Below are 26,839 nucleotides of genomic sequence, written 5' to 3' on the forward strand. Positions count from 1 at the left end.
GTCGAACTCCCCGTCGTTCATGCGGACTCCTCGTCGTTCACGCGAACTCCCCGTCCGATGTGGTCACTTGTACGGGCAGCGAGGCCAGGTAGCCGAGCGCGTCGTCCAGCTCGACGACGTCCCCGTACTTGGCCTGGATGTCGAAGAGAGCCGCCTCGGCGGGGCCCGTGGCCCGGTCGCCGACGCAGGCCCGGGGGACCAGCACAGAGAACCCCGACTGCACCGCGTCGACCGCGCTCGCGCGCACGCAGCCGCTGGTGGTGGCCCCGCAGACCAGGACCGTGTCACAGCCGAGGCCGGTCAGCGTGGCGGCCAGGGACGTCCCGAAGAACGCCGAGGCGCCCTTCTTCACGACCAGCAGGTCCTCCCCGTGCCGCTTCGGCAGCCGCGGGTCCACCGCGACCGCCGGGCTGCCCTCCACCAGGCTGCGCAGTCCGGGCGCCTTGCGCAGCCAGGCCACCTGGTCGCCCGACGCCTCGGCCGGTGTGTAGGCGATGGCGGTGAACACCACGGGCGCCCCGACCGGCCGCGCCGCGTCGATCAGGGTGGCCGTCGCCGCGACGACCTCCGAGAGGTCGGCGCCGCAGGCGTAGCCGTCCTCGGTGAAGCCCCGCGTGAGGTCCACCACGACGATCGCGGGCCGCGCCCCGCGCCGCACGGGCGCGCCGAAGCCCGCCCGCTCGTACGTCAGGTCGGTCGCGGCACCGTGCAGCCCGGCGGTCACAGGAACCTCCCCAGATCGCGCAACAGCTCGGCCTGTTGCCGCAGTTGACGGGACTGACCGCGCACGCGACCCCACAACCATCCGTGGAGTAGCCCCACGGCGAAGCCGGCCGCGACGGGTCCGTACGTACGCAGCAGGGGACCGGCGACGAGGTCGAGTCCGTCGAGCGGGGCGGCTGACGCGGTGGGCGCGGCAGTACGGACGGGCGCCCCGGACGCTCCTGATGCGCCGGCCGCCCCGTCGGCGGACGCCGGGGCCGCCGCGACCGAACCAGCGCCCCCCGCGCCCTCGTCCGCCGTACCCTCGGCGATCAACTCCCCCAGATTCCGGGCGAACTGCTGGAGGATCCGCTCGGAGACCGACCCGATCGCCCCCTTGCCGAACTGCGCCAGCTTCCCCCGGATGAGCAGGTCCGTGGTCAGGCTGAGCTGGGCTCCGTCCTCCGCAGGCAGGACGTCCAGGAGGACCTCCGCCTCGGCGTCCCCGTTGCCGTGCGCGTCGTGCCCGCGCGCGTGGATGCGCAGGTGCCGCTTGTCGGGCTCGGCGTCGAGGAAGCGCACGGTCCCGGTGTACGCGGCCGAGACCGGGCCCACCTTCACCTTCACGCCGCCCCGCCAGCCGTCGCCGTCACGCCCTTCGAGGGCGGCGCCCGGCATGCAGGTCACCACCCGCTCCACGTCGCCCAGGAGCGCGAACACCGCGTCGGGCGGTGCCGCGACGGACACGGAATTGATCAGTCGCACGTCTGTGCTCCCTCGCTCTCGTGGTGGACCGCCGCGGCGCGGCGGGCGCCCGCGCAGGCGTCGATCGCCTCGACGACGGACTGGTAGCCGGTGCACCGGCACAGGTTGGCGGAGACGGCGTCCCTGATCTCGTCCTTGTCCGCCGAGGGGCGGCGGGCCAGGAAGCCCTCGGCGAGCATCAGGAACCCCGGGGTGCAGAACCCGCACTGCAGCCCGTGGTGTTCGGTGAACGCCTGCTGCAGGTCGCTGAGTTCACCCGTCTCCGGGTCGGCCAGGGACTCGACGGTGGAGATCCGCGAGCTCTCGGCCTGGGCGGCGAACATCAGGCAGGCCCGGGCCGGGGCGCCGTCCACGAGCACGGTGCAGGCCCCGCAGATCCCGTGCTCGCAGCCGACGTGCGTGCCGGTCAGGCCCAGGTCGTGCCGGAGGACGTCGACCAGGGTGCGGCGCGCGGGCGCGAGCACCTCGTGGGTGGTGCCGTTGACGTCGAGCGCGAGCAGCAGCAGTTCATCGGCGTCGGCGGCCGTCGGCGCGACGACGTGCGCGCACGCCGTACGGGCGGCGGCGCCGGGGCGGACGGGTGTGCGGTCGGTGGTGTCGGTCATCGGGTGGGCTCCGGGGTCGCGTGCGGTTGCGGTACGGGGGTGCTCAGGGCGCGGTGCACGGCCTGCGGGGTCACCGGCGTGCTGTCCAGCTCGACGCCGGTGGGGCGCAGCGCGTCGTTCACGGCGTTGAGCACGGCGGCGGGCGCGCCGATGGTGCCGCCCTCGCCCGCGCCCTTGGCGCCGGTCTCGGTGAAGGCGCACGGCGTCTCCAGGTGGTGCACGGCGATCTCCGGGATCTCGTGCGCGGTCGGCACCTTGTAGTCCAGGAATCCGGTGGCCGACGGCTCGCCCCGCTCGTCGTACGTCACCTGCTCGAACAGCGCTCCCGCGATGCCCTGGGCGATCCCGCCCCGGCACTGGCCCTCCACGACCTGCGGGTTGATGGCGACGCCGCAGTCCTCGACGCAGACGTACCGCAGGATCCTCACCTGGCCCGTGCCCTCGTCCAGTTCGACGACGACGCCGTGCGTCGCGTTGGAGAAGGTCCCGTCGTGGAAGACGTCGTACACGGCGCTCGCGGTCAGCCCCGGCTCGATGCCCTTGGGCAGCAGGTGCGCCTTGAGGTAGGCGGTGTCGGCGAGGTGTTCGTGGTCCAGGGTGGCGTCGGGGACGTCCCTGCGCCGTATGCGGCCCCGGTCGACCTCCGTGTCCTCGGGCGCCACCCCCCACTCGGCCGCCGCCAGCGCCCGCAGCTTGTCGGCGAGCCGGGCCGCCGCGAGCCGGACCGCGCTGCCGCCGACGACGATCGAGCGACTGGCGAACGTCCCCCAGCCGTACGGGATCCGGTCGGTGTCGCCCTGGTGCAGCTTGATCCGGGCGATGTCCACGCCGAGCGTGTCGGCGACGATCTGCGCCATCGTCGTCTCGTGGCTCTGGCCGTGGCTGAGCGTGCCGGTGGTCACCGTGACCGAGCCGCTGGGGTCCATGAGGACCTCGGCCATGTCGAAGCCGGGTACGACCTCCATCTTGCGCGCCGCGAAGGCCGCCGAGCCGTACCCGGTCCGCTCGCTGAAGCAGCTGTACCCGATGCCGAGGTGCCGGCCCTCGGAGCGGGCCGCCGCCTGCCGCTCGTACCAGCCCTCCTCCTTCAGCAGCCGCTCGCACAGGTCGAGCGACTCCAGGTAGGAGCCGGGGTCGTACGTGATGTGGTTGACGCCCGTGTAGGGGAACTCGGTGATCAGGTTCCTGCGCCTGATCTCCACCGGGTCCAGGGCGAGTTCGCGGGCTGCCCGCTCCATCAGGCGCTCCACCACCATCACGTACTGCGGACGGCTCACGCCCCGGTACGGCGCGGTGGGCGCCTTGTTCGTCGTCACCGCCCGTCCGCGCACCCGGTAGGCGGGCACCTTGTACACGCTCGGCATCTCGGCGGACGCCATCAGCGGCTCGATGCCCGCGGTGAACGGGTAGCAGGAGTAGGCGCCCATGTCGCACACCACGTCCGCGTCCAGCGCCAGGATCCTGCCCTCCGCGTCGAACGCGGCCCGCGCCTCGTAGTGCTGCTCGCGCGCCAGGAACGACGCGGTGAGCGCGTCCTTGCGGTCCTCGATCCACTTCACCGGGCGCCCGAGCCGCAGCGCGGCGGCGCCGGTCGCGATCTCCTCGCGGCCCACGACGCACTTGATGCCGAAGCCGCCGCCCATGTCCGGCACGATCACCCGCACCTGGCGCTCGTCGAGGCGCAGACACCGGGAGGCCACCGTCCTTACTTGATGCGGCACTTGGGTGCAGGTGTGCAGGACCAGCTGCTCCTCGCGGTCGTCCCAGGCGGCGACCGCGCCCCTGGTCTCCAGCGGCAGCGCGTTCTGCCGTCCGGTCCGGGCGTCCACCCGCACCACGCACGGGGCCTGGGCGAACACCTCGTCGATGCCCTCGGTGGCGAACAGGGAGACGTCCACCAGGGTGTTGGCCGCCGCCTCGGCGTGCACCAGGGCGGCCCCCGGCGCCAGCGCCTGCTCCTCGCTCGTCACCGGCGGCAGCGGCGCGTACGCCACACGCGCCGCTTCGAGGCCGTCCTCGGCCGTGTACGGGTCGCGCGCCACGACGATCGCGATCGGCTCGCCCACGTACCGCACCCGGTCGCGCGCGAGCACGGGCATGGCGGTCGGTACGAACTCGGAGAGCGGGCGCGCCAATTGTGCGGTGATGTCACCCAGCGCCAGGTCGTCCGCCGCGAACGCGGCGACGACCCCGGGCACCCGGCGCACCTCCGTCAGGTCCACGGCGGTGAGCTCGGCGTGCGCCACTGTGCTGCGCACGAACTGGGCGTGCAACATGCCTGGCAGTTCGATGTCGTCCACGAACCGGCCGCGCCCGGACAGCAGGCGCGGGTCCTCGCGCCGCCGCACCGAACGCCCGACCAGGCGGGTCCCCTCCACGGGCTTCACCGGGACATCGCCTCCTCGCAGGCGCGCTCGACCAGGGTGCGGACCAGGTGGCGGCGGTAGGAGCCCGCCTGGCCCTCCGCGCCTCCCTCGCCCCCTTCGCCCGAGCCGTCGTCCGGGACCTCCACGGCGTCCGCCGCCGCGTGCGCGCAGTCGCGCCACGACCCGCCGGCCGCGAGCACCGCCTCCGCCTCGGGCACCCGCACCGGGCGGTCGGCCACCCCGCCCAGGGCCACCCGCCCGCCGCCCCCGGGATCCAGCCGCACGGCGGCGGACACCAGCGCGAAGTCGCCCTTGCGCTCGGCGAACTCGGTGAGCGCCGCGTGCGGGGCGGGGTGCGGGAAGACGACCTCGACCAGGAGTTCGTCGGGCGCGAGGGCGGTGCTGTAGTAGCCGAGGAAGAACTCCGAGGCGGGAACGCGCCGTTCGCCGCGCGGTCCGTACAGCGTGAACTCGGCGTCGAGGAGGACCGCGAGCAGGCACCACTCGGCGGTCGCGTCCGCGTGCGCCATGCTCCCGCCGACGGTGCCGCGCGTCCGGATCGGCAGGTGCCCGATCCAGGCCATGGAGTCCCGCACCACCCGGTGTTCCGGGCCGAGCCGCGGGGACGTCTCGACGGTGTGATGCGTCGTCAGGGCACCGATGCGCAGGGCGCCTTCGGAGTCCACGGAGAGGTGGTCCAGTTCGCCCAGCCGGGCGATGTCGACCAGGTGGGCCGGGCGGGCGAGGCGGTAGTTCATCATCGCCACCAGGCTCTGCCCTCCGGCGATCGCCTTGGCGTCGTCGCCGAGTTCGGCGAGCAGCGCCGTGGCGCCCTCGACGTCGCGGGCGCGGTGGTAGCGGAAGGGTGCGGGTTTCACGATCCTCCTGTCGTACGGGTCCCGGCGCGCCCGGCGGCGGTCGCGACGGGTGTGTGCGGCTCGCCGGCGGCCGGAGCCGGGGACGGGTCGCCGGGGACGGTCTCGTCCAGCTCGCGGCCCGCCGTCTCGGGCGCCGCGACCGCCATCCACAGCACGGCCCCGAACACACAGGCCCCGAGGGCGGCGAAGGTCAGCGGAAGTCCGAGCAGCGGCCACATCACCGAGCCGAACAGCAGCGGCGCGAAGCCGGTCAGGACCCGGCTGAACGAGGACGCCCAGCCGAAGCCGCTGGCCCTGAGCAGGGTCGGGTACAGCTCGGAGACGTACGCGTACATGGCGGGGATGGCCAGCTGGGCGAGGAAGCCGAAGACGGCGATGGTCACCAGGGACGCGGTCGGCATCCGCATCGTCAGCGCGAAGGCGACCAGGGCCAGCGAGGCGAGCGGCGCGGTCACGCCGATCAGCCACTTGCGGCCGGTCAGGTCCACCAGCGCGGTGGACACCAGGACCGCGACGATGCCCACCGCGCTCATCAGTGTGGTGCTCATGAAGGCGGCCGTGTCGCCCAGGCCCTCCTTCTTGAGGATGGACGGCATCCAGCTCAGCGCCGCGTAGTACACCAGCATGACCGTGGCGAACAGCAGCCAGGCGGCGGAGGTGACGCGCGGGCTGAACTTCCAGACCAGCCGCAGCTGTTCGGCCGCCGCGCGCACCCCGCGCGGCCCGCCGTCGGCGGCCGGCGCGGGGATCTCGTACGGCACCCGGGGCGCGCCGGTGCGGGCCACCAGGTCGTCGATGACGGCGCGCGCCTCGGCCTCGCGGCCCTTGCGGGTGAGGTACACGGGTGACTCGGGCACGCCCCGGCGCACCCAGAAGAGCAGCAGCGCCGGAAGGCTCATCGTGGCCAGCATCCAGCGCCAGTTGCCCTCCAGGGGCAGCAGCACCGTCGACGTCAGCCCGCACAGGGTCACCCCCACGGGCCACCACGCGTCCAGACCGGTCAGCACCCGGCCCCGGTAGCGGCTCGGCGAGAACTCGGCCACCAGCGCGTAGTCCACCGGGATGCAGCCCCCGAGCCCGATCCCCGCCAGGAACCGCAGCAGCAGGAAGACGGCGTACGAGGGCGAGAACGCGCCGAGCACCGAGAACAGGGCGAAGATCAGCAGGGTGACGCTGAACGCGCGCTTGCGGCCGATCCGGTCGGCGACGGCGCCCCAGGCCACCGCGCCGACCGCCATGCCGACGAGGTTGGCGGTGGCCACCAGGCCGCGCTCGGACAGCGAGAGGGAGAAGTGCTCGCCGAGCAGCGGCATGAGGAAGCCGTTGAGGGCGATGTCGTACGCGTCGAAGAGGTAGCCGAGGCCACCGATGACGAAGACCTTGCCTTGCACCCCCCATTTCCAGGGGAGTTCCTGAACGATCTGGTCGCCTGTCTTCACGGGGGCTCCGGGTGCGAGGGGGACGCGGCCGCGCGGCGGGCGCCGGGGCCGGGGGAGGGGAGCCGTGCGGGTACTGCGGGCCGGACGCGGTGGTCCGGCGGGCGGGTGCTGCGGGGGACGGGGTCAGCGGGCGAAGGCGTACGCGTACGCCCCGTGGTCCGGGTCCTTGAGCGGGGTGCCGCTCCAGAGCCAGTCGTAGGAGAGGTCGGACTCCCCGTCGAAGCCGCGCCGCAGCGTCTCGTCGCGGGCCTCCTGGAGGGGGCCGTCGGGGTAGTGGTAGAAGGTCTTGTTCTGCAGCGAGGCCTCCTGCACGCGGCCCGCGTGCGCGGCCCGGCGGTCGGCGTAGCGGCGCAGCGCCAGGTCGACGCCGTCGAGCGTGACCCGGCCGAGCTCCTCGGCGAGCACCGCCGCGTCCTCCATCGCCTGGGAGGCGCCCTGGGCCTGGTAGGGCAGCATCGCGTGGCAGGCGTCGCCGAGCAGCGCCACCCGTCCGTCCACCCACAGCGGGTCCCGCCTGCGGTAGTGCAGGGCGGAACAGAGGACGTCGTCCTTGGCCTTGGAGAGCATGGCGGCGACCCGGTCGTCCCAGCCCGCGTAGGCCTCGACGAGGTCGCTCGCGGTGGCGGTCGCCGTCCAGCGCTCGGCCACCTCGTCGGTGCAGGGAACGCAGCCGACGACGTTGAGGAACTCGCCGCGCCGGATCACGTAGTGCACCAGGTGCCGGTCGGGGCCGTACCAGATGGTGCTCTGGAAGCGGTCCACCAGGAAGCGGGTGGCCGGGTCGGCGGCGATGAGGTCGCCCGGTACCAGCGCCCGGAAGGCCATCTCGCCGGAGAACTCCAGGGTGTCCTCCAGGCCCATCAGGTCCCGCACCCGCGAGCGGATGCCGTCGGCGCCGATCAGCAGGTCGCCGGCCACGCGCCGGCCGTCCTCGGTGACGGCGGCGGGGCGCTCGGCGTCGGCGAGGTCCAGGGCGACGACCCGGCTGCCGGTGTGCAGGCGCACCACCGGGCCGGCACCGGCGGGGTCCACGCACGCGTCGAGCAGGACGCGGTGCAGGTCGGCGCGGTGGTAGTGCCAGTACGGGGCGTTGTAGCGCCGTTTGACGGTGTCGCCCAGCGGGGTGAGCCCGATGACGCTGCCGTCCTTCCAGCGGCGGCGCACCTGGTCCTGCGGCTCGGTGTGGATCGCCTCCAGCCGCCGCCGCAGCCCGAGGCGCAGCAGGACGCGGCTGGCGTTGGGCGCGGTCTGGATCCCGGCGCCTATCTCGCCGAAGACCGGGGCCTGTTCGAGGACGGTGACCCTCAGGCCGCGCTGGCGCAGGGCCAGTGCGGCGGTCATGCCGCCGAGCCCGCCGCCGACGACGACGGCTTCGAAGGACTGGGTGGGTGTCATGGGTGCTCCAAGCGGGCGCGGTGCGGAAGGGGGCCGCTCACGGCGGGTTCGGGTGACGCGGCGTCAGATCTCGGCGAGGCGGCCGTCGGTGACGACGGCGCGGTCGTCGACGCGCACGGTGCAGCCGCGCATGGCGATGTCGAGGTGCGCGTACGACTCGCGGTCGAGCACCGGGTGCGGACCGGTGGACCAGAGGAAGTTGCCCGCGAAGGCCCGGGCGTCCATGCCCATCAGCTCGTCCTTGCCGTACAGCGCGGTGGCGAACCAGTCGGCCGTGCGCATCAGGCCCCAGCCCATGTGGGACAGGCTGCGCGCCCACTGGTCGTCGGCGTCCGCGAAGAACTGCTCCAGCAGGCGCGCGTCGGCGCCGCCGGAGACCTTCACTATGTCGCCGTCGGCGACGTCCAGGGAGACCGGTCCGCGCACGTACTCCTTGAAGGGCAGCAGGATGTCGCCCTCGGCCAGCACGATCCGCCCCTCGGAGCGGCGTGGCCAGCACAGCACCATCGTGCTCGGCCAGTGGTCCCAGCGCCCGGGGTCGTCGGCGAATCCGACCTGGAACTCCGGCTGGGCACCGGCCAGTTCGACGGTGAGGTCGGTCCCGGCCTCGGAGGTGACGCGCATGGTGGAGGCCCGGCGCAGCAGCTCGACGCCCGCGAGGACCTCGTCCTTGTCCTCGGGCTTCGGCAGGTTGCGCACCAGCACGTCGGGCGCGTCGCAGACGAAGAGGATCCGGGTGCCGGTGCGCAGGATGTCCTGCTGGAGCGGCGCGTGGATGAACCCCTCGCGCGTCAGGTCGACCACCAGGTCCGCCGACTTGAGGAGGTCCTGCGCCGTGGTGTCGCGCAGTACGGCGCTGAGCCCGGGGCCGGCGCCGGTGCGGGTGCTGTCGGCGGGCGAGGGGTTTCCGCCGGGGACGGTGGCGGCGATGACGTGGGCGCCGCAGGCCTTGGCGGCGCCGAACGCGGCGGCCACGTAGTCGCCCCGGCTGCTCGGTTCGGAGAGGACGACCACGTGCTCGTCGGGCTGGAGCTTGCAGAGCCTCAGCTCGCGCGTGAACGCGTCGAGGAGGTCAACGGAGGACAGGTCGAACATGCCGCGCTCCTAGTCTGGGGAGACTTGGCTGCGCCGGACCCGCGCCCGGGCGGGGCCGCCCGGGCGCGGAGGGTCCCCGTACCCGGGAGCACCGCGCCGCGCACCGCCCGCCGCAGATGATCCGAACACGTATTATCCGAGCACGTACGATCTGGGTATGGCAAGGGCGGTGCGTTAAATCGTGGTTGCCCAAGGGCTGTTACGGGGACGAAGGGTGCGGCGGCACGTCCTTGAGGAAGACGATCCCGTCGCTGCCCGCCAAGTGGGCCGGGTCGAAGGGCGCGTAACCGAACCAGGGGGACACCCGCGGCGCGGGGAGCCGGTCCCCGATGAGGCCCGCGAGGCGCCGGGCGTCGACGAGGCAGCGGTCGTCCGGCAGGGCGTACAGGAGCCCTTCGAGGGTGTCCGGTGGCGGGGCGTCCACGCCGCGGTGGGGGAGCGTGCCGAGCGCGGTGGCCACGAAGGCGTACTCCGGGCCGAGGCGGACGCTCGCCAGCGCCCCCGCGCTCCACCACTCCACCGGCCCGTCCCACATCCCCATCGAGCTCAACTCCCGCTGGAGGTGGGCGTTGTGGGCGTGCACCAGGACGGGCGCCCGGTCGGCCAGGGCGAGCAGGTTGTCGGCCATCATCGCGTCGCGCAGCGCGCACAGGCGTGCCATGCGGGAGGGCGAGGGGTCGGCCATGGCCCAGTGGTAGCGGAGCAGGCCGACGGCGGTACGCGCGTACAGCCGGGCCCGGTGCCACGCGTCGGGCTCCACGGCGGCCCGCAGCAACGGCTCCTGCGTGTCGAGGAGCGCGACCAGCTCATCGGCGAGGAGCCGCAGTCGTGCGGCGTCGTCCGAGCGCCCCACGGACCGTCCGGGCTCGAACATGGCCGCCGGATCGGTCCACCGCTCGTCGGCGCCGAGCAACTGGTCGAGCGTACCGGCGTCACAGGGCAGCAGGTCCGCGTCCACGTGCGCGGCAAGGCTCGCGTACAACGGCACGAGGGCCGCACGGGGACTCGCGGCGGCGGCCATCTCCAGGGGCCCGTCGACCCCGGCGAAGCGGACCCGCTCGGACGCGGGCCTGCCCTCGTTGTGGCGGCGCATCCACCGCACGAGCTCCCGATTGGCGGCGGAGGCGCCGAGCCCGAGGTCGGGATGGCTGAACCCGTCGGCCATCACCGCGTCGAGGCTGCCGCGCCCCGTGGCCACGTAGTCGTCCACGACCAGGGCCTTGAGGCAGTCGCTCTCGATCGCGACGATCCGGTAGCCCTCGTCCTCGACGAGGTGCCGGAAGAGCTCGTTGCGCAGGTGCAGGAGGGTGTCCTCGGTGTGGGTGGGCTCGCCCAGGGCGAGGACGCGGGGGCGGGGAGGCCGGGACGACGCGGGCGGTCGGGAGGGGAGTAGTCGCAGGAGGGCGGAAGCGTCGACGGGATGGATGGTTTCCTTGATGTCAGTCGCCATGCCTTCAACGCTATCGTTGAACATTCGAGTGAGACTTTCCCGCTCTCACCTCGGGAAAAGCCGAGAAAACCTTCAAACAGGGCTTCAAGCCCGCTGGCCGACGCGAGCCGTACGTGCGTCGGCGAGGGCCTACGATGCGCGCATGATCAAGCCGGTTGAACTCGTCATATTCGACTGCGACGGAGTCCTCGTCGACACCGAGCGCATCGCCGTCCGCCTCCAGGTCGCCCTGGGCGCGGAGTTGGGGTGGGCGCTGTCCGAGGCGGAGGCCGTCGAGCGGTTCATCGGGCGCAGCCACGCCGCGATCCGTGACCTCGTCGCCGAGCGGCTGGGGGAGGAGGTCGCCGACACCTGGCACGAGCGGTTCGAGGCGCGGCACCGGGTGGCCGTGGACACCGAGCTGGGCGCGGTGGACGGCTTGCCCGAGGCGCTGGACGCGTTGACGCTGCCGACGTGCGTGGCCTCCGGTGGATCGCACGAGAAGATGCGGCACACCCTGGGTCGTACGGGCCTCTACGAGCGCTTCGAAGGGCGCATCTTCAGCGCCACCGAGGTGGCCCGTGGCAAGCCCGCACCCGACCTGTTCCTGCACGCGGCCCGCCGGATGGGCGTGGATCCCGGGGTGTGCGTCGTCGTCGAGGACAGCGTGCCCGGGGTGCGGGCGGCCCGCGCGGCCGGGATGCGGGTCCTGGCGTACGCGGGCGGGATCACCCCGGCCGGAAACCTCGAAGGTCCCGGGACCACGGTCTTCGACGACATGCGCAAACTGCCCGGACTGCTCGCGGGCGTGTAGCGGGGCGCATTCACCGGGGCTCATTCCGCGCCACACAAGGCCTCCCGCCCCCCGCCCCGCAATGGCTGACCCGCGCCCTGTCGCGGCCCGGGGGCGCGCGGGAGGCTGGGCGCATGAAGGCACTCGGTGTGTGGGCCGGCGGAGTGAAGCTGGCGATGACGGGGCTCGCGGTGGCGGGCTACCTGGTCACCAAGGCACTGCTGGAGGGTTCGGCGCCCCTGCGGCGTACGGGCGCGTAGGAACCCGGGTTTACCGGCCCTGCCGCGTACGGGCGCGTAGGAACCCGGGTTCACAGGCCCTTCGGCGTACGGGCGCGTGGGTCGCCGCGGGGACCTGCTGGTGGCGGTCGAGGTGGCGGTGCCGGGGCGGTGGGGGAACCGGGCTCACAGGCCCCCCTGCACCACCCCGCGCGTCGAGAACGTCACCGGGTCGCCCACCGTCAGGTCCCCCGGCGGGATCCCCGGGTGGTGGCCCTCGGGCGGTGTCGGGGTCGTGGAGCGCGGGTTCAGGGTGAGGCGGGAGACGATGCGGTAGCGGTCGCCCCGGTACAGCGAGTGCACGTACTCCACGGGCCGGTTGTGCGTGTCGGTGGTCAGCCGCTCGAAGAGCAGTGCCGGGGAGAACTCCGGCACGTCCAGGAGGTCCGCCTCCGCCCGGGTCACCACCGTCGGCTCGATCGACTGGACGGCCTCGCTGACCTGGATGCCGTGCCGGTCGCGCAGGTGCTCGTACAGGTCGCCCTGCTCCAGCTCGTCGCTGGTCAGGTCGGGCACCAGGTCCGCCGGGACGTGCAGGTGCTCGATGGCCATCGGGGAGCCGTCGACCAGCCGCAGCCGCGCGACGTACAGGATGCTCGCGGCGGGGGAGAGGTGCAGCTTGCGCCCGACGCGCGCGCCGGCCGGGCGGGTGCTGAAGTCGAGCAGCCGACTGCTCCACGCCCCGCTCGCCTGCGGGAGCGTGAAGGCGTGGCGGCTGGAGACCAGCTCCTGGGTGATCTTCTCCTTGGCCACGAACATGCCCCGGCCGTGCTCGCGCACCAGCTGTCCCGCGACGACCAGTTCGTCGACCGCCGCCCGCAACGTCGGCCGTGACACGCCGAGTTCGGCGCAGAGCACGCGCTCGGAGGGGATGGCGTCGCCGGGGCTGCGGTTCTCGATCAGCTCCAGGATCGCGTCGCGCACCCGCTCGCGCTTGAGCATCGCACCAGAGGCTGCGGCGTCGATCTCCATGCGGGTCCTCGTTCGTCTCGGGGGCGGGGCGTGGCGGGTGCGGGCGGGTGAGGGTGAACCCGTACTGGTCATACTAACTGGTCTGCTGGTCAAGCGAGTAGGGCCTCCGGTTCGGGAGTGGTAATCCGCCACCCTTCCGCGATCATGGCCAACGATGCATGGTTCACGGAGGGTTGACGGCGCCAGTGGTCCATGCCACCTTCATCCCCGCGACCACTGGTAAGCCTCAAGTGGTCAACTGGTAAACCGCAGTTCTCCCGGCATCCGCCGTCCTTCGTGCTGTCCCCCTTCTGGTCCCCCGAGGTGAGAACCGTGAAGTACCGTTCCTCCGCCCTGCTCGGCGCCGTGTTGCTGAGCGCCGGGCTCGTCGCCTGCTCCTCCCCGGACGAGGGCTCCGGAAAGACCGCCGACGGCAAGACGGTCCTGGACGTCTGGCTGATGCGCGACAGCGTCTCCGCCGCCTTCCAGAAGGAGTTCGAGGCCGGCTTCGAGGCGGCCCACCCCGGCATCGACGTCAAGATCCAGGTCCAGGAGTGGAACGGGATCACCGAGAAGGTCACCGCCGCCCTCGCCGGCAACGACGCCCCCGACGTCATCGAGGTCGGCAACACCCAGGTCGCCCAGTACGCCCAGAGCGGCGGGCTCACCGACTTCTCGGGCAAGGTCGGCGAACTCGGCGGCGCGAGCTGGCTCAAGGGCCTCGCCGAGCCGGGCGCGTACGACGGCAAGCAGTACGGCATCCCGTACTACGCCGCCAACCGCGTCGTCATCTACCGCACCGACCTCTTCGAGAAGGCTGGCGTCGACCCGAAGCAGATCAAGACGCGCGACCAGTGGATCGCCGCCACCCAGAAGCTCAACACCGGCGGAACGCAAGGCATTTACCTGCCGGGACAGAACTGGTACGCCCTGTCCGGATTCATCTGGGACGAGGGCGGCGACCTCGCCGTCAAGGACGGCGAGCGGTGGAAGGGTGCCCTCGACACCCCCGAGGCCCAGCGCGCCATGGCCTTCTACCAGCGCCTCCAGGCCCTGGGCAAGGGGCCCAAGGACTCCGACGAGGCCCAGCCCCCGCAGGCCGAGGTGATGGCCAAGGGCCAGGTCGCCCAGATCATCGCCGTCCCCGGCGGCGCCAACGTCGTCGCCCAGAGCAACCCCGCGCTCAAGGGCAAGCTGGCCTTCTTCCCCATCCCCGGCAAGACCGCCGACGCCCCCGGCGCCGTCTTCACCGGCGGCTCCGACCTGGTCGTCCCCGCCGTCGCCAAGCACCAGGACGAGGCCTTCACCTTCCTCAAGGAACTCACCGGCGACGCCTGGCAGAAGAAGCTCGCCACCGCCATGAGCTACGTGCCCAACCGCACCACCCTGGCGGGTGCCGTCTCCTCCGACCCGGGAGCCGCCGCCATGGCCGTCGGGGCGGCCAACGGCCACGCCACCCCCAACACCCCGCAGTGGGCGGCCGTCGAGGGCAAGAACCCGATCAAGGACTACATGACCGCCGTGCTCACCGGCCGCGACCCGAAGGCCGAGGCGGCCAAGGCGTCCGGGTCCATCACCGCCACGCTCAACAGCGGCTCCTGACGGCCGGGTCCGCCCGGCTCGGGTCCGGGCGGCCCCTCCGCCCGATCAGGGACTCCACCCCGACCGGGGACTCCACCCCGACCAGGGGCGACGTGACGACGTGACGACGTGATGACGACCAGACAACAAGGAGGCGCCGTGTCCACCGTGCGCGAGCGGGCCCTGCCCCGCACCACACCGCGCCGCCCGGCGCGGCGGGGGCCCCGGCCCGGCGAGGCGCGGCCGCGCGACCCGGGCTCCCGCTGGGCGTACCTGCTGATCGCCCCCGCCGTGCTCGGCATGCTCTACCTGCTGCTCTACCCCCTCGCCCGCGCCCTGCTCATCTCCTTCCAGGACTTCCGGCTGCGCCAACTCATCCTGGGCAACGCCGAGTTCGTGGGGCTGCGCAACTACCGGACCCTGCTCGCCGACCCCCGGTTCTGGGACGTCGTGCGCCGCACCTTCGTCTTCATGGCGGTCAACGTCGTCCTCATCATGGTGCTCTCCACCCTGGTCGCCCTGATGGTCGAACGGCTCGGCAGGACCGGCAGGGCCGTGGTCCTCAGCTCGCTGGTCCTGGTGTGGGCGGTGCCCGTGGTCGCCGCCACCACCGTCTTCCAGTGGCTGTTCCACTCCGAGTTCGGCATCGTCAACGCCACCCTCGTACGCCTGGGGTTCGACTCCTTCCAGGGCTACCCCTGGTTCGCCCACGGCGGCGCCGCCTTCGCCATCGTCGTGACGCTCATCGTCTGGCAGTCCGTCCCGTTCGCCGCCATCACCCTCTACTCGGCGCTCACGACCGTCCCCGCCGAGCTGTACGAGTCGGCGCGGCTGGACGGCGCCGGTGGCGTCCGCATCTTCCGCTCGGTCACCCTCCCGCTGATCCGCCCGATCTTCATGCTGGTCTTCTCGCTCGAAGTCATCTGGACCTTCAAGGCGTTCGTGCAGATCTGGGTGATGACCCGGGGCGGACCGGGCGACGCCACCACCATCCTGCCGGTCTACGCCGTGCAGACCGCGCTCTCCCAGCAGCGCTACGACCTGGGCTCGGCCGCCTCCATGCTCACCGTCCTGCTGATGAGCGGCGTCCTCGTCCTCTACTTCCGCCAGCTGTTCCGTCAGGAGGGGGAGAACCTGTGACCACCCTGTCCGCGTCACCACGCCGCCGGCTGCGCAGGCTCCCGCTGTACGCCGCCGCCACCCTCACCGTGCTCCTGTGCCTCTTCCCCGTGTACTGGATGGTGGCCACCGCCTTCAAACCGTCCCGCGACATCCAGTCGTACGAGCCCCGGCTCATCCCGGACGCATGGACCCTGGACCACTTCCGCCGGGCCGTCGGCGCCGACGGGTTCGGGCTCTTCTGGCGCAACAGCGCCCTGGTCACCCTCAGCGCCGTACTCCTCGCCCTGGTCGTGGCGCTCGGCGCGGCCTACGCGGTGGCCCGGCTGCGCTGGCGCGGCCGCAGGCAGTTCATGCTCGCCGTCTTCATCGCCCAGATGGCGCCCTGGGAGTCCCTGGTCATCCCGGTCTACATCATCTCGCGCGACACCGGGATGCTCGACCGGCTGCCCGCCCTCACCCTGGTCTACTTCATGATCACCCTGCCGTTCACGGTGGTCGTGCTGCGCGGCTTCATCGCCTCCATCCCGCCCGAGCTGGAGGAGGCCGCCCAGGTCGACGGCTGCACCAGGACCGGAGCCTTCCGCCGGGTCGCACTCCCGCTGCTCGCACCCGGGCTGATGGCCACCTCCCTGTTCGGCTTCATCACCGCCTGGAACGAGTTCACCTACGCCAACTTCCTGATCATCAAGCAGCAGGACAGCAGGACCCTGCCGGTGTGGCTGTCCTCCTTCCAGTCCACCTTCGGCACCGACTGGGGCGCGACCATGGCCGCCGCGACCCTCTTCGCCCTGCCCGCCCTGATCGTCTTCCTGGCGCTGCAGCGCCACGTCACCTCGGGGCTCGCCTCCGGCGGCGTCAAGGGCTGAACGCGCCCCGCCCGCAGACCCGGCGCCCCACCCACCCCGCGCACACGCAGACAGCGCCCCACCCACCCCGCGCCCCACCCGCCTGTCGACGACCCCAGGAGACAGCTCCCGTGGAACCGCCACGCCCCGAACTCGCCCTCGTGCCCCGGCCCACCAGGCTCGCCGTGCGCCACGACCGCTTCCGGGTGGACACCACCACCCGGCTGCGCGTCACCCCCGGCGCCGAACCGGCCGCCGCGCTGCTGCGCACCTACCTGGAGCCCGCGCTCGGCCGGCCCCTGAAGCACTCCGCCGACGGCGCGTTCGTCCTCGCCGTCGACGACACCCTCACCGGACTCGGCGAGGAGGGCTACGGCCTCACCGTCGGCCCGCACGGCGTCCTGCTCCGCGCCGCCCGCACCGCCGGACTGCTGCGCGGGGTCCAGACGATCCGTCAACTGCTGCCCGCACAAGCACATCTGACGGGGCATCGGCACCGTACGGGATGGGACCTGCCGGGCGTCGAGATCACCGACGTCCCCGCCCACCCCTGGCGCGGCACCATGCTCGACGTCGCCCGCCACTTCCAGCCCGTCTCCTACCTGCACCGCTACGTCGACCTCCTCGCCCTGCACAAGCTCAACGTCCTCCACCTGCACCTCACCGACGACCAGGGCTGGCGGATGCCCGTCGCCGCCTACCCCCGGCTCACCGAAGTCGGCGGCCACCGCGCCGAGTCGATGGTCGGCCCGGCCGGCAGCACCCGCTTCGACGGCCGCCCGCACGGAGGCTCGTACACCCGCGCCGAACTCGAAGGACTCGTCTCGTACGCCGCCGAGCGCGGGGTGACGGTGATGCCCGAGGTCGGCGTCCCCGGGCACGTCCGCGCCGCCCTCGCCGCCCACCCCGAGCTCGGCAACCACCCCGAGCGGCACCTCGACGTCTGGACCCGCTGGGGGATCTGCGAGAACGTCCTCGGCACCGGTGACCACGTCCTGGACTTCTTCCGCACCGTCCTGGACGAGGTGATGGACGTCTTCCCCGGGCAGTACGTCCACCTCGGCGGCGACGAGTGCCCCACCACCGAGTGGGAGAACAGCCCGGCCGCCGCCGCCCGCGCCGCCCACGAAGGGCTCTCCGGCCCGCGCGACGTGCACGGCTGGCTGCTCGGGAGCCTCGCCGACCACCTCCTGCGCGCCGGACGCCGCCCGGTGGCCTGGGCCGAGCGCGACACCCGGCTCCCGGTGGACTGCACGGTGATGAGCTGGCTCGAACCCGGGCACGCCTGGCGGGCCGCCCGCCGCGGCCACGACGTGGTGTACGCCGACCACCGCGCCACCTACCTCGACTACCCGCGCGGCACCGGACCGCAGGAGCCGCCCGGCCAGCCCGGTTACGTCGTCGACCTGCGCACCGTGCACGGCCTCGACCTCACCCCGCCCGCCGCCGAACCCGAGCTCGCGGGGCGCGTCCTGGGCGCCCAGGCGCAGCTGTGGACCGAGTTCGTCAGCACGCCCGAGCACATCGAGTACCTGACGTACCCCCGGCTGTGCGCCCTGGCCGAGCGGGTCTGGAACCCCGCCGCCGACTGGGCCGGCTTCCGCGAGCGGCTCGCCGGCCACACGGCCCGCCTGGACGCGCTCGGCGTGGCCAGCTCGCTTCCGGAGCCCACCCGCGCCTGATCCCCGTTTGCCACCCCGTACCCCTCGAAGGCCCCTTCCCCCGTGGCCGCGACCCCGAGAAGCACCCTCCTGAGAACCGCCGTGCACCACACCACCCACACCGAAGGAAGACACGGATGAGTACTCGCCCCACCCCCACCCCCCGTTCCGCCTCGCGCCGCTCCCGCGCGGCCCTCGCGGTCGCCGCGCTCCTGGGCAGCACGGCGCTCGCCACCCTCCCCGTCACCCAGGCCTCGGCGGCGGGCGAGGGCCTGGCCGTGCAGTACCGCACCAGCGCCAGTGGAGCCACCGCCGACCAGAGCGAGCCCTGGTTCAAGGTCCGCAACACCGGCTCCTCGGCGGTGCAGTTGAGCCAGGTGAAGGTGCGCTACTACTTCAAGGCCGACTCCGCGAGTGCCGCCTACCGCTTCGCCTGCTCCTGGGCGGTCAAGGGCTGTTCCGCGATCACCGGTACGTTCGGCACGCTGGCCCACCCCACCGCCACCGCCGACCGCTACCTGGAGATCGGCTTCACCCCGGCCGCGGGCTCGCTCGCCCCCGGAGCCGACACCGGCGACATGCAGCTGCGCTTCTACCAGTCGTCCTGGCAGACGCTGCGGCAGAGCGACGACTACTCGTTCAACGGCGCCCAGACCTCGTACGCCGACTGGAACAAGGTCACCGCCCAGCTCGCCGGGGCCTCCGTCTGGGGCGTCGCCCCCGAGGGCAACGGGCCGACCGACCCGACCGACCCCACGGACCCGACGGACCCGCCCGGTGGCGGCCAGACCCTGTTCGACGACTTCACCTACGCGTCCTCCGGCGACCCGGCGCTCTCGGCGCACGGCTGGAACGTCCGCTCCAACTCCGGCGGCCCGGGCGTCCCCGGCGCCACCTGGGACCCGTCCAAGGTCACCTTCGCCGCCCAGGGCGGCAACACGGTGATGAACCTGGAGACCTCCACCGCGGGGACCGGTGAGTCGACCAGGCACACCGAAGTCCTCACCAAGTCCACGAAGTTCAAGAACGGCACCTACGCGGCCCGGGTGAAGTTCTCCGACGCCCCCAAGTCGGGCCCCGACGGGGACCACCTCGTGCAGACCTTCTTCACCATCAACGACCTCAAGGCGCCGATGGCGGACGACTACGCCGAGTACGACTTCGAGTACCTGCCCAACGGCGGCTGGGGCGAGCCGTCCAACATCCTCTACACGACGTCCTGGGAGACCTACAACCCCGACCCGTGGCAGGCCGTCAACCAGCACAGCGAGAGCCGCCAGAGCTTCGCCGGGTGGCACGACCTGGTGGTCACCATCGACAACCAGGCCATCACCTACTACGTCGACGGTCAGGTCTTCGGCACGCACGACGCCGCGTACCTGCCCGAGCGGCCGATGTCGATCAACTTCAACCAGTGGCTGATCGACCTCAACGGCCAGACCTCCACCTCGCCGCGCGCCTACGACCAGCAGGTCGACTACGTCCTGCACGTCAAGGACAAGGTCCTGACACCGGCCCAGGTCGCGGCGAAGGTCGCCGCCTACCGCACCGCGGGCACCGCCTTCGTCGACGAGGTCCCCGCGTCCTGACCGACACCCGTCCCGTGAACGGTCCCGTGAACGCCCCGCCCCGGACGTGCCTGCCGTCCGGGGCGGGGCCGCGCGGGGGAGTCAGTCCCCTTCGACCCTGCGCAGGTCCCGCTCGTCCCAGGCCCGGGTGTCGCGCGGCTCCGCGTAGGGCTCGGCCTCCGGCGGCAGCCCGCCCGCGATCGCCCGCTGCCGCGCCGTCTCCGCGTCGAACTCCAGGCCCAGGAGCACGGCCAGGTTGGTGAGCCAGAGCCACACCAGGAACACGATGACGCCGGCCAGCGTGCCGTACGTCTTGTTGTACGTGGCGAACCCGGCCACGTAGAACGCGAACCCGGCGGAGGCCGCCAGCCAGATGAGCAGCGCGAGCACGCTGCCCGGGGTGATCCAGCGGAAGCCGCGCACCTTGGCGTTGGGGCTGGCCCAGTACAGGATCGCGATCATCATGGTGACCAGGACGACGAGCACCGGCCACTTCGCGACCGCCCACACCGTCAGCGCCGAGTCGCCGATGCCCAGGGCCCTGCCCGCCTGCGCGGCCAGGGAGCCCGTGAAGACCACGATCAGCGCGCTCGCCACCGCCAGGACCATCAGGACGACGGTCAGCGCGACCCGCAGCGGGAGGACCTTCCAGACCGGACGGCCCTCCGGCATGTCGTACACCCGGTTCGCCGCGCGGATGAACGCCGCGACGTACCCGGACGCCGACCACACCGCGAGCACCAGGCCCACGACCGCCATGACCGAGCCGACCCCGGACCGGTCCTGGAGCTGCTGGACCGCCTGCGTGATGATGTCCCGCACCGAGCCCGGCGTCAGCTGCTTGAGGTTGGTCAGCACGGTGTCGGTGGCCGACCGGCCCGCGATGCCCAGCAGCGACACCAGCACCAGGATCGCCGGGAACAGCGACAGCACGCCGTAGTACGTCAGGGTCGCGGCCCGGTCGCCCAGTTCGTCGTCCTGGAACTCCCGCAGCGTGCCCTTGAGCACGTCGCGCCAGGCCCGCGCGGGCAGCCGCGCCGGGCTGTCCGGGGCCTTGGCCTCCACGTCGGGACCGGGCCCGACCGCCTCGGGTGGCGGCGCCCCGCGCCGTGCCTCGCCGTCGTCGTCCGCCTCGTGCCGGGAAAGATGCAGCCTCGCCATGGTCCCCGGGTATCCACTCGCGGCGCGTGTAAGCCCGGCGGAAGGGAGGGTTCAGCTGTCCGTCCATGCCGCGTGTACGCCCGCTGGAGGGGACGGTTCAGCGCCGGACGACGCCCTTCCGGTCCGACGGCGCGTCCTGGCGCGCCGGGTCGCCGGAGGTGACCACCCGCGAGGAACGGCGGCCGCTCAGCGTCGCGATCGCGATGGCCACCAGTGCGAGCGCGGCGCCCGCCACCGTCGCCGCCGTGACCTCGGCGCCGCCGTGCGGCAGCAGCAGGTCCAGCGCGAGGGACCCGATCAGCTGTCCCGAGATGGTGCACAGGCCGAGCACGAGGACGCCGAGCCTGCGGACCGTGGCGACCGCGATGGAGATGAACGCGATGCCGACCAGGCCGCCGAGGTAGACGTACGGCTGCGAGGGCAGCCGCTCCGGCAGCCCCGTCACCGCCGTGTGCGCCACGAAGGCCACGCACAGCGCGGCGGTGCCGGCGACGAAGTTGAAGAACGTGCCCGTGTACGCGGACCCCGAGGCGTCCCGGACGTGCCCGTTCACCGCCTGCTGCCAGCTCACGCAGACGCCCGCCGCCAGGGGGAGCAGCAGCATCGCGTACGGGAAGCCGCCGCCCAGTTTGTCCGCCATCGACAGGCCCACCGCCGCGAGGACCAGGGCCGCGCCCACCACCCGGCGCCGCGTCGGCCGCTGCGGGCCCGCCGGCCCCAGGCCCATCCGGTCGAAGACCAGCCCCCCGGAGACCTGGCCCGCGACGATGGCGACGGTGAACAGCGCCACGCCCAGGGCCCCCACGGTCAGCCCCTGGGCCAGCACGAACGCCGCGCCGCCGCAGCCGCCGAGCACCTGCCACCACTTCAGCCGCCGCTCGCGCACCGCCGCCACGACCAGGCCCGCGCCCCGGCGCGGCCCGCGCAGGGCCAGCATTCCGAGGGTGAGCACCGCGCAGCCGGAGCCGAAGGAGATCAGCGCGGCCGTGAACCCGTCGCCGCCGAGCCCGGACGCGAGTTCGCCCGTGATGCGGGACTGCAGGGATATGAGGGTGCCGGAGAAGACGGCGAGCAGCAGCCAGGGGGCCGCGGTGGTGCGCATGTGCGGAGGACCTCGAAGGGGAACGGCGGGCAGGGACGCGCCCGCGGCCGCGACCCCGCGGGACCACGACCCACTGCCGGGCACGTACACCTTTCTAGCCGATCGGCCCGCCCACTGACAGGGGCGGGCCGGATGACGAGACGTGCGCGGGCCCGCCCACGGGGTCGGGCCCGGCGGGCGTCAGACCGTGTCGGCGGTCTGCGCGACGGCCAGCACCGAGTCGTCCAGCGGACGCGCGCCGGGCAGCTGGTGCCGCGCGGCGATCAGGGCGGCGTCGACGTCCCGGGTGCCGGTCGCCACGCACAGGGTGTACGAGACGTCGTCGAGGCGCTGACGGGCCTCCGGGCCGCCGTCCTGGGCGTGCAGCCTGGTGAGCGCGTCGTACTGGGCCAGGAGCTTGGTGAGGACGGCAGGGTGGGCCATGAGCATGACGGACCTCCGGAACGGTTCTGCGGAGCGCGCCTTGGCCGGACGCTCACGAGGGGGCGACGCTGCCCGTGTGCCCGCCCGCCCGGTTCGTATGCGCGGCTTCTCGGCCACACCGTCCCGCCGGGGCCGTCCGGGTCGACACAACCTCCAACCCGGCCCTCCCACCTGCGGTCGCTTTTGGCTGATCTGCCAAGCATCACAGAGGGGACTAGGAGAGTCGGCCTCGCAGATGCAAGATGGTGCGGACGCGAGACGGTTGAGGTCGCCCGGCAGCGGATGCCACCGCCACCGGCCCGGGCCCGGAAGGCGAGGAGACCCATGGCCATGCGGACCCAGGACGGAAGAACCGCCCACCGTGCGGCGGCCCTCCCCGGCGCCCGGCGCCCCGACGAGCGCATCGCCCGCCTCGTCGCGCACGCCCTCGGCGAGGCCCGCACCGTCCTGAACGTCGGCGCGGGCGCGGGCACCATCGGCGGCGACCGCACGACCACCACCGCCATCGGCGCCGGAGCCGGACGACTCCCCTTCCAGGACGCCGAGTTCGACGCCGCCCTCACCCTGCTCAGCGTCCACCAGTGGCCCGACACCGCCGCCGGACTGCGGGAGATGCGCCGCGTCACCCGGGGCCCCGTCGTCGTCCTCACCTGCGACCCGGCCCGCGTCCGCGACTTCTGGCTGTACGAGTACGCGCCGGAGGTCCTCGACACCGAGGCCCGCCGCCACCCGCGCCTGGACCTCCTCGCCGAGGCCCTCGGCGGCACGGTCACCCGCCACCCCGTCCCCATCCCGCTGGACTGCACCGACGGCTTCAACGAGGCCTACTACGGCCGTCCCGAACTGCTCCTCGACCCCGCATCCCGCCAGGCCTCCCCGGCCTGGAGCTTCCTGGACGACCGCGCCCGCCAGGACTTCGACACCTCGCTGCGCCACGCCCTGGGCTCCGGCGCCTGGGACGAGGCGTTCGGCCACCTGCGCCACCGGCCCACGTACACCGGCTCGCTGGTGCTGCTCCGCGCGACGCCGTGACGCGGCGACGCCGTGACGCCGTGACGCAGCGACGCCGTGACGCGCGTCCGCCCGTTCAGCCCGGTACGCGCACCGGCTGCCCCACGACCACCAGGTCGGGGTTCGCAATCTCCGGGTTGAGCCGCAGCAGTTCCTCGACCGTCGTGCCGTGCGCCTGCGCGATCCCGCCGAGCGTGTCCCCGGCCCGCACGGTGACCTCCTTCGGCGCACGCAGCCGCGCGGTCACGGAGGCGCGCACGCCCGGCATGGTGATGCCGGGCCCCAGCGGGTCGATCTTGCCGGTCTGCCACTCGGCGTGCCCGATCACCGAGGTCCCGCCGGCTGCGCCCCAGCCGTGCGCACGGCACAGCGCCGCGCACACCCGCACGATCGCGTCGACCTGCGCCGGCGGCCACGGGTCCTTGCCGTCGCCCATGTTCTCGCACTCGAAGCCGTAGAAGTGCCGGTTGCCGTCCGTGACCGGCTCGCCCACCGGGGGCAGCGGACCCTCGGCCTTCACGGCGTCGAGGACCGCCGGGTCGCCCAGGCCCGCGTGGTTGGCGCGGCCGTACCCGATCAGGTGCACCGTGCCGTCCTTGGCGATCACCCCGTGGCAGAGCGGCCCCGGCAGGTCCTCCCGGCCCTCCACGCACAGGCGCACGGTCGCCTCGGTGCCCCGGGTGACCGTGTGGTGCACCATCACCCCGTTCACCGGGCCCCAGGTGCCCTTGTGGTCACGGTTTCGGCCGCGCCAGCCCTCGTACTCGACGATCCTCACACCCTCGTCGCGGAGCGCGGCGAGGAAGGCGTCGGCGCTGAGCGGATCGGCCACCGGGACCTCCTGGGGGTGCGTCGGGCCCGTCACTTCCTGGGGATGGTGAAGACGCTCCCTACTTCGGCGGGAGCTTCAGCTTCTGGCCCGCCTGGATGTGGTCGGGGTTCGGGATGCCGTTGAGCCTGGCGATCTCCGGGTAGCGCATCGCGTTGCCGAGCTTCGCCAGGGCGATCCCGGACAGCGTGTCGCCGGACTTCACCGTGTACGTCGCGGGGGCCTTCGCCGTCGTCGCGCGCGGCGCGGCCTTCTTCGGGGCCGCCTTCTTCGCCGTGGACTTCTTGGCGCCCCCGGCCTTGGCCACGCCCTTGCCCGCCAGGTAGGCCATCGGGTCGGTGTGGCCGTTGTAGTTGTTGGCGGTGCGCGCCTCGAAGTGCAGGTGCGGTCCCGTCACGTTGCCGGTGGCGCCCGAGAGGCCGAGGCGCTGCCCGCCGCCCACGCCCTGGCCCGCCTTCACGTCGACGCTGCTCAGGTGCGCGTACAGGGTGAAGCGCCCGTCCTCCATCTGCAGGATCACGCAGTTCCCGTACGCACCCTGGTCCCCGGCCACCACCACCGTGCCGGGGCCGACCGCGCTGACCGGGGTGCCGGTGGGGCAGCCGAAGTCGACGCCGGTGTGGAAGCCGGCCGCCCAGCCGCCGGGCTGCCGGTACTTCGCGGTGACCCTTCCCTTGGCCACGGGCATGTTCCAGCTCATGTGCCGCGTCCTTTCGACGGGGCCTTCCCGGGGGCGGGGAGGCCGCCCCCGGCGCTCGGCGCGGCCGGGGGAGCGGACACCTGCCAGCTTGGTGCGCGGCGCCGCCCGGCTCACTCAGGGATCGGCCGAACGGGTGACGAAGGGCCCGGCTCCGCCTCCGGAACCGGGCCCTGACCAGCCATGACGCCCGTCGAGATGTCAGCCGTTGGGAAGGATCACCGCGCGGCCCCGCACCTGCCCGTGGTGCAGCCGCTCGTAGGCCTTCGGCGCCTCGTCCAGCGTGTACGTCTCGACGTGCACCCCGACCGCGCCCGAGCGGGCCAGGTCCAGCACCTCGATCAGCTCCGCGCGCGAGCCCCAGTAGGGGGCGCGCACGGCCGTGTCGTACGGCACCGTCCCGAAGCCCACCGCGGCGGCCCCGCCGCCGATGCCGACCACCGTCACGTCCGATTCCACCGCGGCGCACGCGGTGGCGGTGGCCACGGTCGGCGCCGCGCCGACGAAGTCGAACACGGCCTGCGCGCCGAGCCCGCCCGTCAGTTCGCGCACCCGGGCCGCCGCGTGCTCGTCGGACAGCACCGTCTCGTGCGCGCCCACCTCGCGGGCCAGCTCCAGCTTCTGCTCCGTCACGTCCAGGGCGACCACCCGTGCCGGGGTCAGCGCCCGCAGCAGCTGGATCGCGACGTGCCCCAGGCCGCCGGTCCCGATCACCACGGCGGTGCTGCCGGGCACCAGCTTCGGCAGCGACGTCTTGATCGCGTGGTACGGGGTGAGGCCCGCGTCCGTCAGCGGTACGGCGGTCACCGGGTCGAGGTCCCCCAGCGGTACCAGGTGGCGCGGGTCGTCGACCAGCATGTACTCGGCGAGGGCGCCGGGCGCGCCGAGCCCGGGCGGCCGGATGCCCAGCTCGTCGGCGCGCAGGCAGTAGTTCTCCTTGCCCTGGGCGCACATCACGCAGGTGCCGCAGCCCCACGGCCCGTACACGGCGACGGACTCGCCCAGGGCGAGACCGGTGACGCCCTGGCCGAGCGCGGCGACGGTGCCCGCGCCCTCGTGGCCCAGGGTGAGCGGCAGCGGGAAGGACAGTGCCTCGGCCGGCATGCCCATCACGGCGATGTCGGAGTGGCACACGCCCGCGGCCGTGACCTTGAGCAGCACCTGACCGGGACCCGGCTCGGGGCGCTGGACGGTCACGACCTCGGGCGCGGCGCCGACGGCGCGGTACTGGACGGCCTTCATCGTCTCGGGGGTCGCGGACATGGCTGCTGCCTCTTTCTCGCTGTGTGTCTCGGAGTGCTTCTCGGAGTGCTTCTCGGTGGGCGCGGGGGTGGTGCGGGTGTTCTTCCCGGTGGCCGAGGTCAGCGCGCGGCGTAGCCGCCGTCGACCAGGTGGTAGCTGCCGTTGACGAACGAGGCGCGGTCGGACAGCAGGAACAGGGTCAGCTCGGCGACCTCCTCGGCGGTGCCCAGGCGGCCCTGCGGGTGCAGCGAGACGAGGTGGTCGCGCTGGGACTGCGCGTTCGACAGCAGCGGGGTGTCGATGAAGCCGGGGGCGACGGCGTTGACCCGCACGCCGTGGGCGGCGTACTCGACGGCGGCCGTCTTGGTGAGGCCGACCACGGCGTGCTTGGCGGCCGAGTAGGCGGCCGAGCCGGGGAAGCCGTTGCTGCCCAGGATCGAGGACATGTTGACCACGGCGCCGCCGCCGGAGGCCAGGATGCGCGGGAGTTCGTAGCGCAGCCCGTAGAAGACGCCGTTGAGGTTGGTGTCGATCACCCGCCGCCACTCGTCGAGCGGGTACTCGGCGGTCGGCGCGGAGGCGCCGGCGACGCCCGCGTTGTTGACGGCCAGGTGCAGGGCGCCGAAGGTCTCGACGGCGAAGTCCACCGCGGCGCGGACCGACTCGGGGTCGGTGACGTCCAGGATCGTCGCCGCGGCCCGGCCGCCGGCGGCGGTGATCGCCTCGACGGCCTCCTTCGCGCCCTGCTCGTTGTAGTCGGCGACGACGACGGCCGCGCCGCCCTCGGCGAGGCGGCGGGCTATCTCCAGGCCGATGCCGGAGGCGCCGCCGGTCACCAGGGCGGTCTTCCCGGCGAACTCGGCGGTGGTGTTGCTGGTGGTCATGGTGCTACCTGGTTTCA

Annotated in this window: 25 protein-coding genes; 8 read left to right on the forward strand and 17 right to left on the reverse strand. The window is 73.1% G+C overall.

Translation table 11 applies throughout. The features are described from left to right. Window positions 1–37 precede the first annotated feature (37 nt). The 9 genes from ABT160_RS20545 to ABT160_RS20585 form a co-directional block, all read right to left on the reverse strand. Window positions 38–724: an isochorismatase family protein gene (locus tag ABT160_RS20545; RefSeq protein ID WP_351649122.1), complete on the reverse strand. Its 687-nt coding sequence runs from the start codon at window positions 722–724 to the stop codon at window positions 38–40. Continuing rightward, entirely contained in the window at window positions 721–1,467 is a 747-nt protein-coding gene (locus tag ABT160_RS20550) for an SRPBCC family protein (protein WP_351649123.1), read from the reverse strand. Before ABT160_RS20550 ends, ABT160_RS20545 begins: the two co-directional genes overlap by 4 nt. After that, on the reverse strand, window positions 1,458–2,072 hold the full coding sequence (locus tag ABT160_RS20555) for a (2Fe-2S)-binding protein (protein WP_351649124.1): 615 nt from the start codon (window positions 2,070–2,072) through the stop codon (window positions 1,458–1,460). Before ABT160_RS20555 ends, ABT160_RS20550 begins: the two co-directional genes overlap by 10 nt. Beyond that, the gene (locus tag ABT160_RS20560) at window positions 2,069–4,459 is read right to left on the reverse strand and encodes a xanthine dehydrogenase family protein molybdopterin-binding subunit (RefSeq protein ID WP_351649125.1); all 2,391 of its coding nucleotides are present in this window, start codon (window positions 4,457–4,459) and stop codon (window positions 2,069–2,071) included. The genes ABT160_RS20555 and ABT160_RS20560 overlap by 4 nt, the downstream gene beginning before the upstream one ends. After that, the gene (locus tag ABT160_RS20565; RefSeq protein ID WP_351649126.1) at window positions 4,456–5,316 is read right to left on the reverse strand and encodes an FAD binding domain-containing protein; all 861 of its coding nucleotides are present in this window, start codon (window positions 5,314–5,316) and stop codon (window positions 4,456–4,458) included. Before ABT160_RS20565 ends, ABT160_RS20560 begins: the two co-directional genes overlap by 4 nt. Beyond that, complete coding sequence (locus ABT160_RS20570) at window positions 5,313–6,755, reverse strand: MFS transporter (protein WP_351649127.1); 1,443 nt, start codon at window positions 6,753–6,755, stop codon at window positions 5,313–5,315. The genes ABT160_RS20565 and ABT160_RS20570 overlap by 4 nt, the downstream gene beginning before the upstream one ends. Before the next feature lie 123 nt (window positions 6,756–6,878). Then, the gene (locus tag ABT160_RS20575) at window positions 6,879–8,150 is read right to left on the reverse strand and encodes an FAD-dependent monooxygenase (protein ID WP_351649128.1); all 1,272 of its coding nucleotides are present in this window, start codon (window positions 8,148–8,150) and stop codon (window positions 6,879–6,881) included. Window positions 8,151–8,213: 63 nt separating this feature from the next. Further along, complete coding sequence (locus ABT160_RS20580; protein ID WP_351649129.1) at window positions 8,214–9,245, reverse strand: 2,5-dihydroxypyridine 5,6-dioxygenase NicX family protein; 1,032 nt, start codon at window positions 9,243–9,245, stop codon at window positions 8,214–8,216. 199 nt (window positions 9,246–9,444) lie between these two features. After that, complete coding sequence (locus tag ABT160_RS20585) at window positions 9,445–10,695, reverse strand: erythromycin esterase family protein (RefSeq protein ID WP_351649130.1); 1,251 nt, start codon at window positions 10,693–10,695, stop codon at window positions 9,445–9,447. 142 nt (window positions 10,696–10,837) lie between these two features. On the opposite strand from ABT160_RS20585, the gene ABT160_RS20590 reads away from it, so the two are divergent. Both ABT160_RS20590 and ABT160_RS20595 read left to right on the forward strand, forming a co-directional pair. Next, complete coding sequence (locus ABT160_RS20590; RefSeq protein ID WP_351649131.1) at window positions 10,838–11,488, forward strand: HAD family hydrolase; 651 nt, start codon at window positions 10,838–10,840, stop codon at window positions 11,486–11,488. Window positions 11,489–11,601: 113 nt separating this feature from the next. Further along, entirely contained in the window at window positions 11,602–11,727 is a 126-nt protein-coding gene (locus ABT160_RS20595; RefSeq protein WP_351649132.1) for a hypothetical protein, read from the forward strand. 144 nt (window positions 11,728–11,871) lie between these two features. On the opposite strand, the gene ABT160_RS20600 is transcribed toward ABT160_RS20595, so the two are convergent. Then, window positions 11,872–12,717 carry a GntR family transcriptional regulator gene (locus ABT160_RS20600; protein WP_351649133.1) on the reverse strand — a complete coding sequence of 282 codons (846 nt, stop codon included), beginning with the start codon at window positions 12,715–12,717 and terminating at the stop codon, window positions 11,872–11,874. Between the two features lie 312 nt (window positions 12,718–13,029). Here ABT160_RS20600 and ABT160_RS20605 point away from each other — a divergent pair, with 312 nt between their 5' ends. The 5 genes from ABT160_RS20605 to ABT160_RS20625 all read left to right on the forward strand — a co-directional run bounded on the left by ABT160_RS20605 (window position 13,030) and on the right by ABT160_RS20625 (window position 19,494). After that, the gene (locus ABT160_RS20605) at window positions 13,030–14,298 is read left to right on the forward strand and encodes an extracellular solute-binding protein (RefSeq protein ID WP_351649134.1); all 1,269 of its coding nucleotides are present in this window, start codon (window positions 13,030–13,032) and stop codon (window positions 14,296–14,298) included. A 138-nt stretch (window positions 14,299–14,436) separates the two neighbouring features. Continuing rightward, window positions 14,437–15,417, forward strand: coding sequence for a carbohydrate ABC transporter permease (locus tag ABT160_RS20610; RefSeq protein WP_351649135.1), 981 nt, complete (start codon window positions 14,437–14,439; stop codon window positions 15,415–15,417). Next, window positions 15,414–16,265 carry a carbohydrate ABC transporter permease gene (locus ABT160_RS20615; RefSeq protein ID WP_502984273.1) on the forward strand — a complete coding sequence of 284 codons (852 nt, stop codon included), beginning with the start codon at window positions 15,414–15,416 and terminating at the stop codon, window positions 16,263–16,265. The genes ABT160_RS20610 and ABT160_RS20615 overlap by 4 nt, the downstream gene beginning before the upstream one ends. 110 nt (window positions 16,266–16,375) lie before the next feature. After that, the gene (locus ABT160_RS20620; RefSeq protein ID WP_351649136.1) at window positions 16,376–17,926 is read left to right on the forward strand and encodes a beta-N-acetylhexosaminidase; all 1,551 of its coding nucleotides are present in this window, start codon (window positions 16,376–16,378) and stop codon (window positions 17,924–17,926) included. A 116-nt stretch (window positions 17,927–18,042) separates the two neighbouring features. Next, the gene (locus ABT160_RS20625) at window positions 18,043–19,494 is read left to right on the forward strand and encodes a cellulose binding domain-containing protein (protein ID WP_351649137.1); all 1,452 of its coding nucleotides are present in this window, start codon (window positions 18,043–18,045) and stop codon (window positions 19,492–19,494) included. An 81-nt stretch (window positions 19,495–19,575) separates the two neighbouring features. Here the strand turns inward: ABT160_RS20625 and ABT160_RS20630 are convergent, their stop codons facing one another. The 3 genes from ABT160_RS20630 to ABT160_RS20640 all read right to left on the reverse strand — a co-directional run bounded on the left by ABT160_RS20630 (window position 19,576) and on the right by ABT160_RS20640 (window position 22,165). Further along, window positions 19,576–20,634, reverse strand: a complete 1,059-nt coding sequence (locus ABT160_RS20630; protein ID WP_351649138.1) for a YihY/virulence factor BrkB family protein — start codon at window positions 20,632–20,634, stop codon at window positions 19,576–19,578. Window positions 20,635–20,731: 97 nt separating this feature from the next. After that, window positions 20,732–21,736, reverse strand: a complete 1,005-nt coding sequence (locus tag ABT160_RS20635) for a DMT family transporter (RefSeq protein ID WP_351649139.1) — start codon at window positions 21,734–21,736, stop codon at window positions 20,732–20,734. A 180-nt stretch (window positions 21,737–21,916) separates the two neighbouring features. Further along, entirely contained in the window at window positions 21,917–22,165 is a 249-nt protein-coding gene (locus ABT160_RS20640) for a DUF5133 domain-containing protein (RefSeq protein ID WP_351649140.1), read from the reverse strand. Between the two features lie 318 nt (window positions 22,166–22,483). Here ABT160_RS20640 and ABT160_RS20645 point away from each other — a divergent pair, with 318 nt between their 5' ends. Continuing rightward, on the forward strand, window positions 22,484–23,191 hold the full coding sequence (locus tag ABT160_RS20645; protein ID WP_351649141.1) for a class I SAM-dependent methyltransferase: 708 nt from the start codon (window positions 22,484–22,486) through the stop codon (window positions 23,189–23,191). Window positions 23,192–23,246: 55 nt separating this feature from the next. On the opposite strand, the gene ABT160_RS20650 is transcribed toward ABT160_RS20645, so the two are convergent. The 4 genes from ABT160_RS20650 to ABT160_RS20665 form a co-directional block, all read right to left on the reverse strand. Continuing rightward, window positions 23,247–24,002, reverse strand: coding sequence for a LysM peptidoglycan-binding domain-containing protein (locus ABT160_RS20650; RefSeq protein ID WP_351649142.1), 756 nt, complete (start codon window positions 24,000–24,002; stop codon window positions 23,247–23,249). Window positions 24,003–24,060: 58 nt separating this feature from the next. Continuing rightward, entirely contained in the window at window positions 24,061–24,699 is a 639-nt protein-coding gene (locus ABT160_RS20655; protein WP_351649143.1) for a peptidoglycan DD-metalloendopeptidase family protein, read from the reverse strand. Between the two features lie 198 nt (window positions 24,700–24,897). Beyond that, a complete protein-coding gene (locus ABT160_RS20660; protein ID WP_351649187.1) occupies window positions 24,898–25,938 on the reverse strand; it encodes an NAD(P)-dependent alcohol dehydrogenase in 1,041 nt (346 codons plus the stop codon). 119 nt (window positions 25,939–26,057) lie between these two features. After that, window positions 26,058–26,822 (reverse strand): SDR family NAD(P)-dependent oxidoreductase, encoded by a 765-nt coding sequence (locus tag ABT160_RS20665; RefSeq protein ID WP_351649144.1) that lies wholly within the window; start codon window positions 26,820–26,822, stop codon window positions 26,058–26,060. Between the last annotated feature and the right edge of the window lie 17 nt (window positions 26,823–26,839).

Origin of the sequence: Streptomyces sp. NPDC001941 (assembly GCF_040296945.1) — a bacterium.
GTDB lineage: Bacteria > Actinomycetota > Actinomycetes > Streptomycetales > Streptomycetaceae > Streptomyces.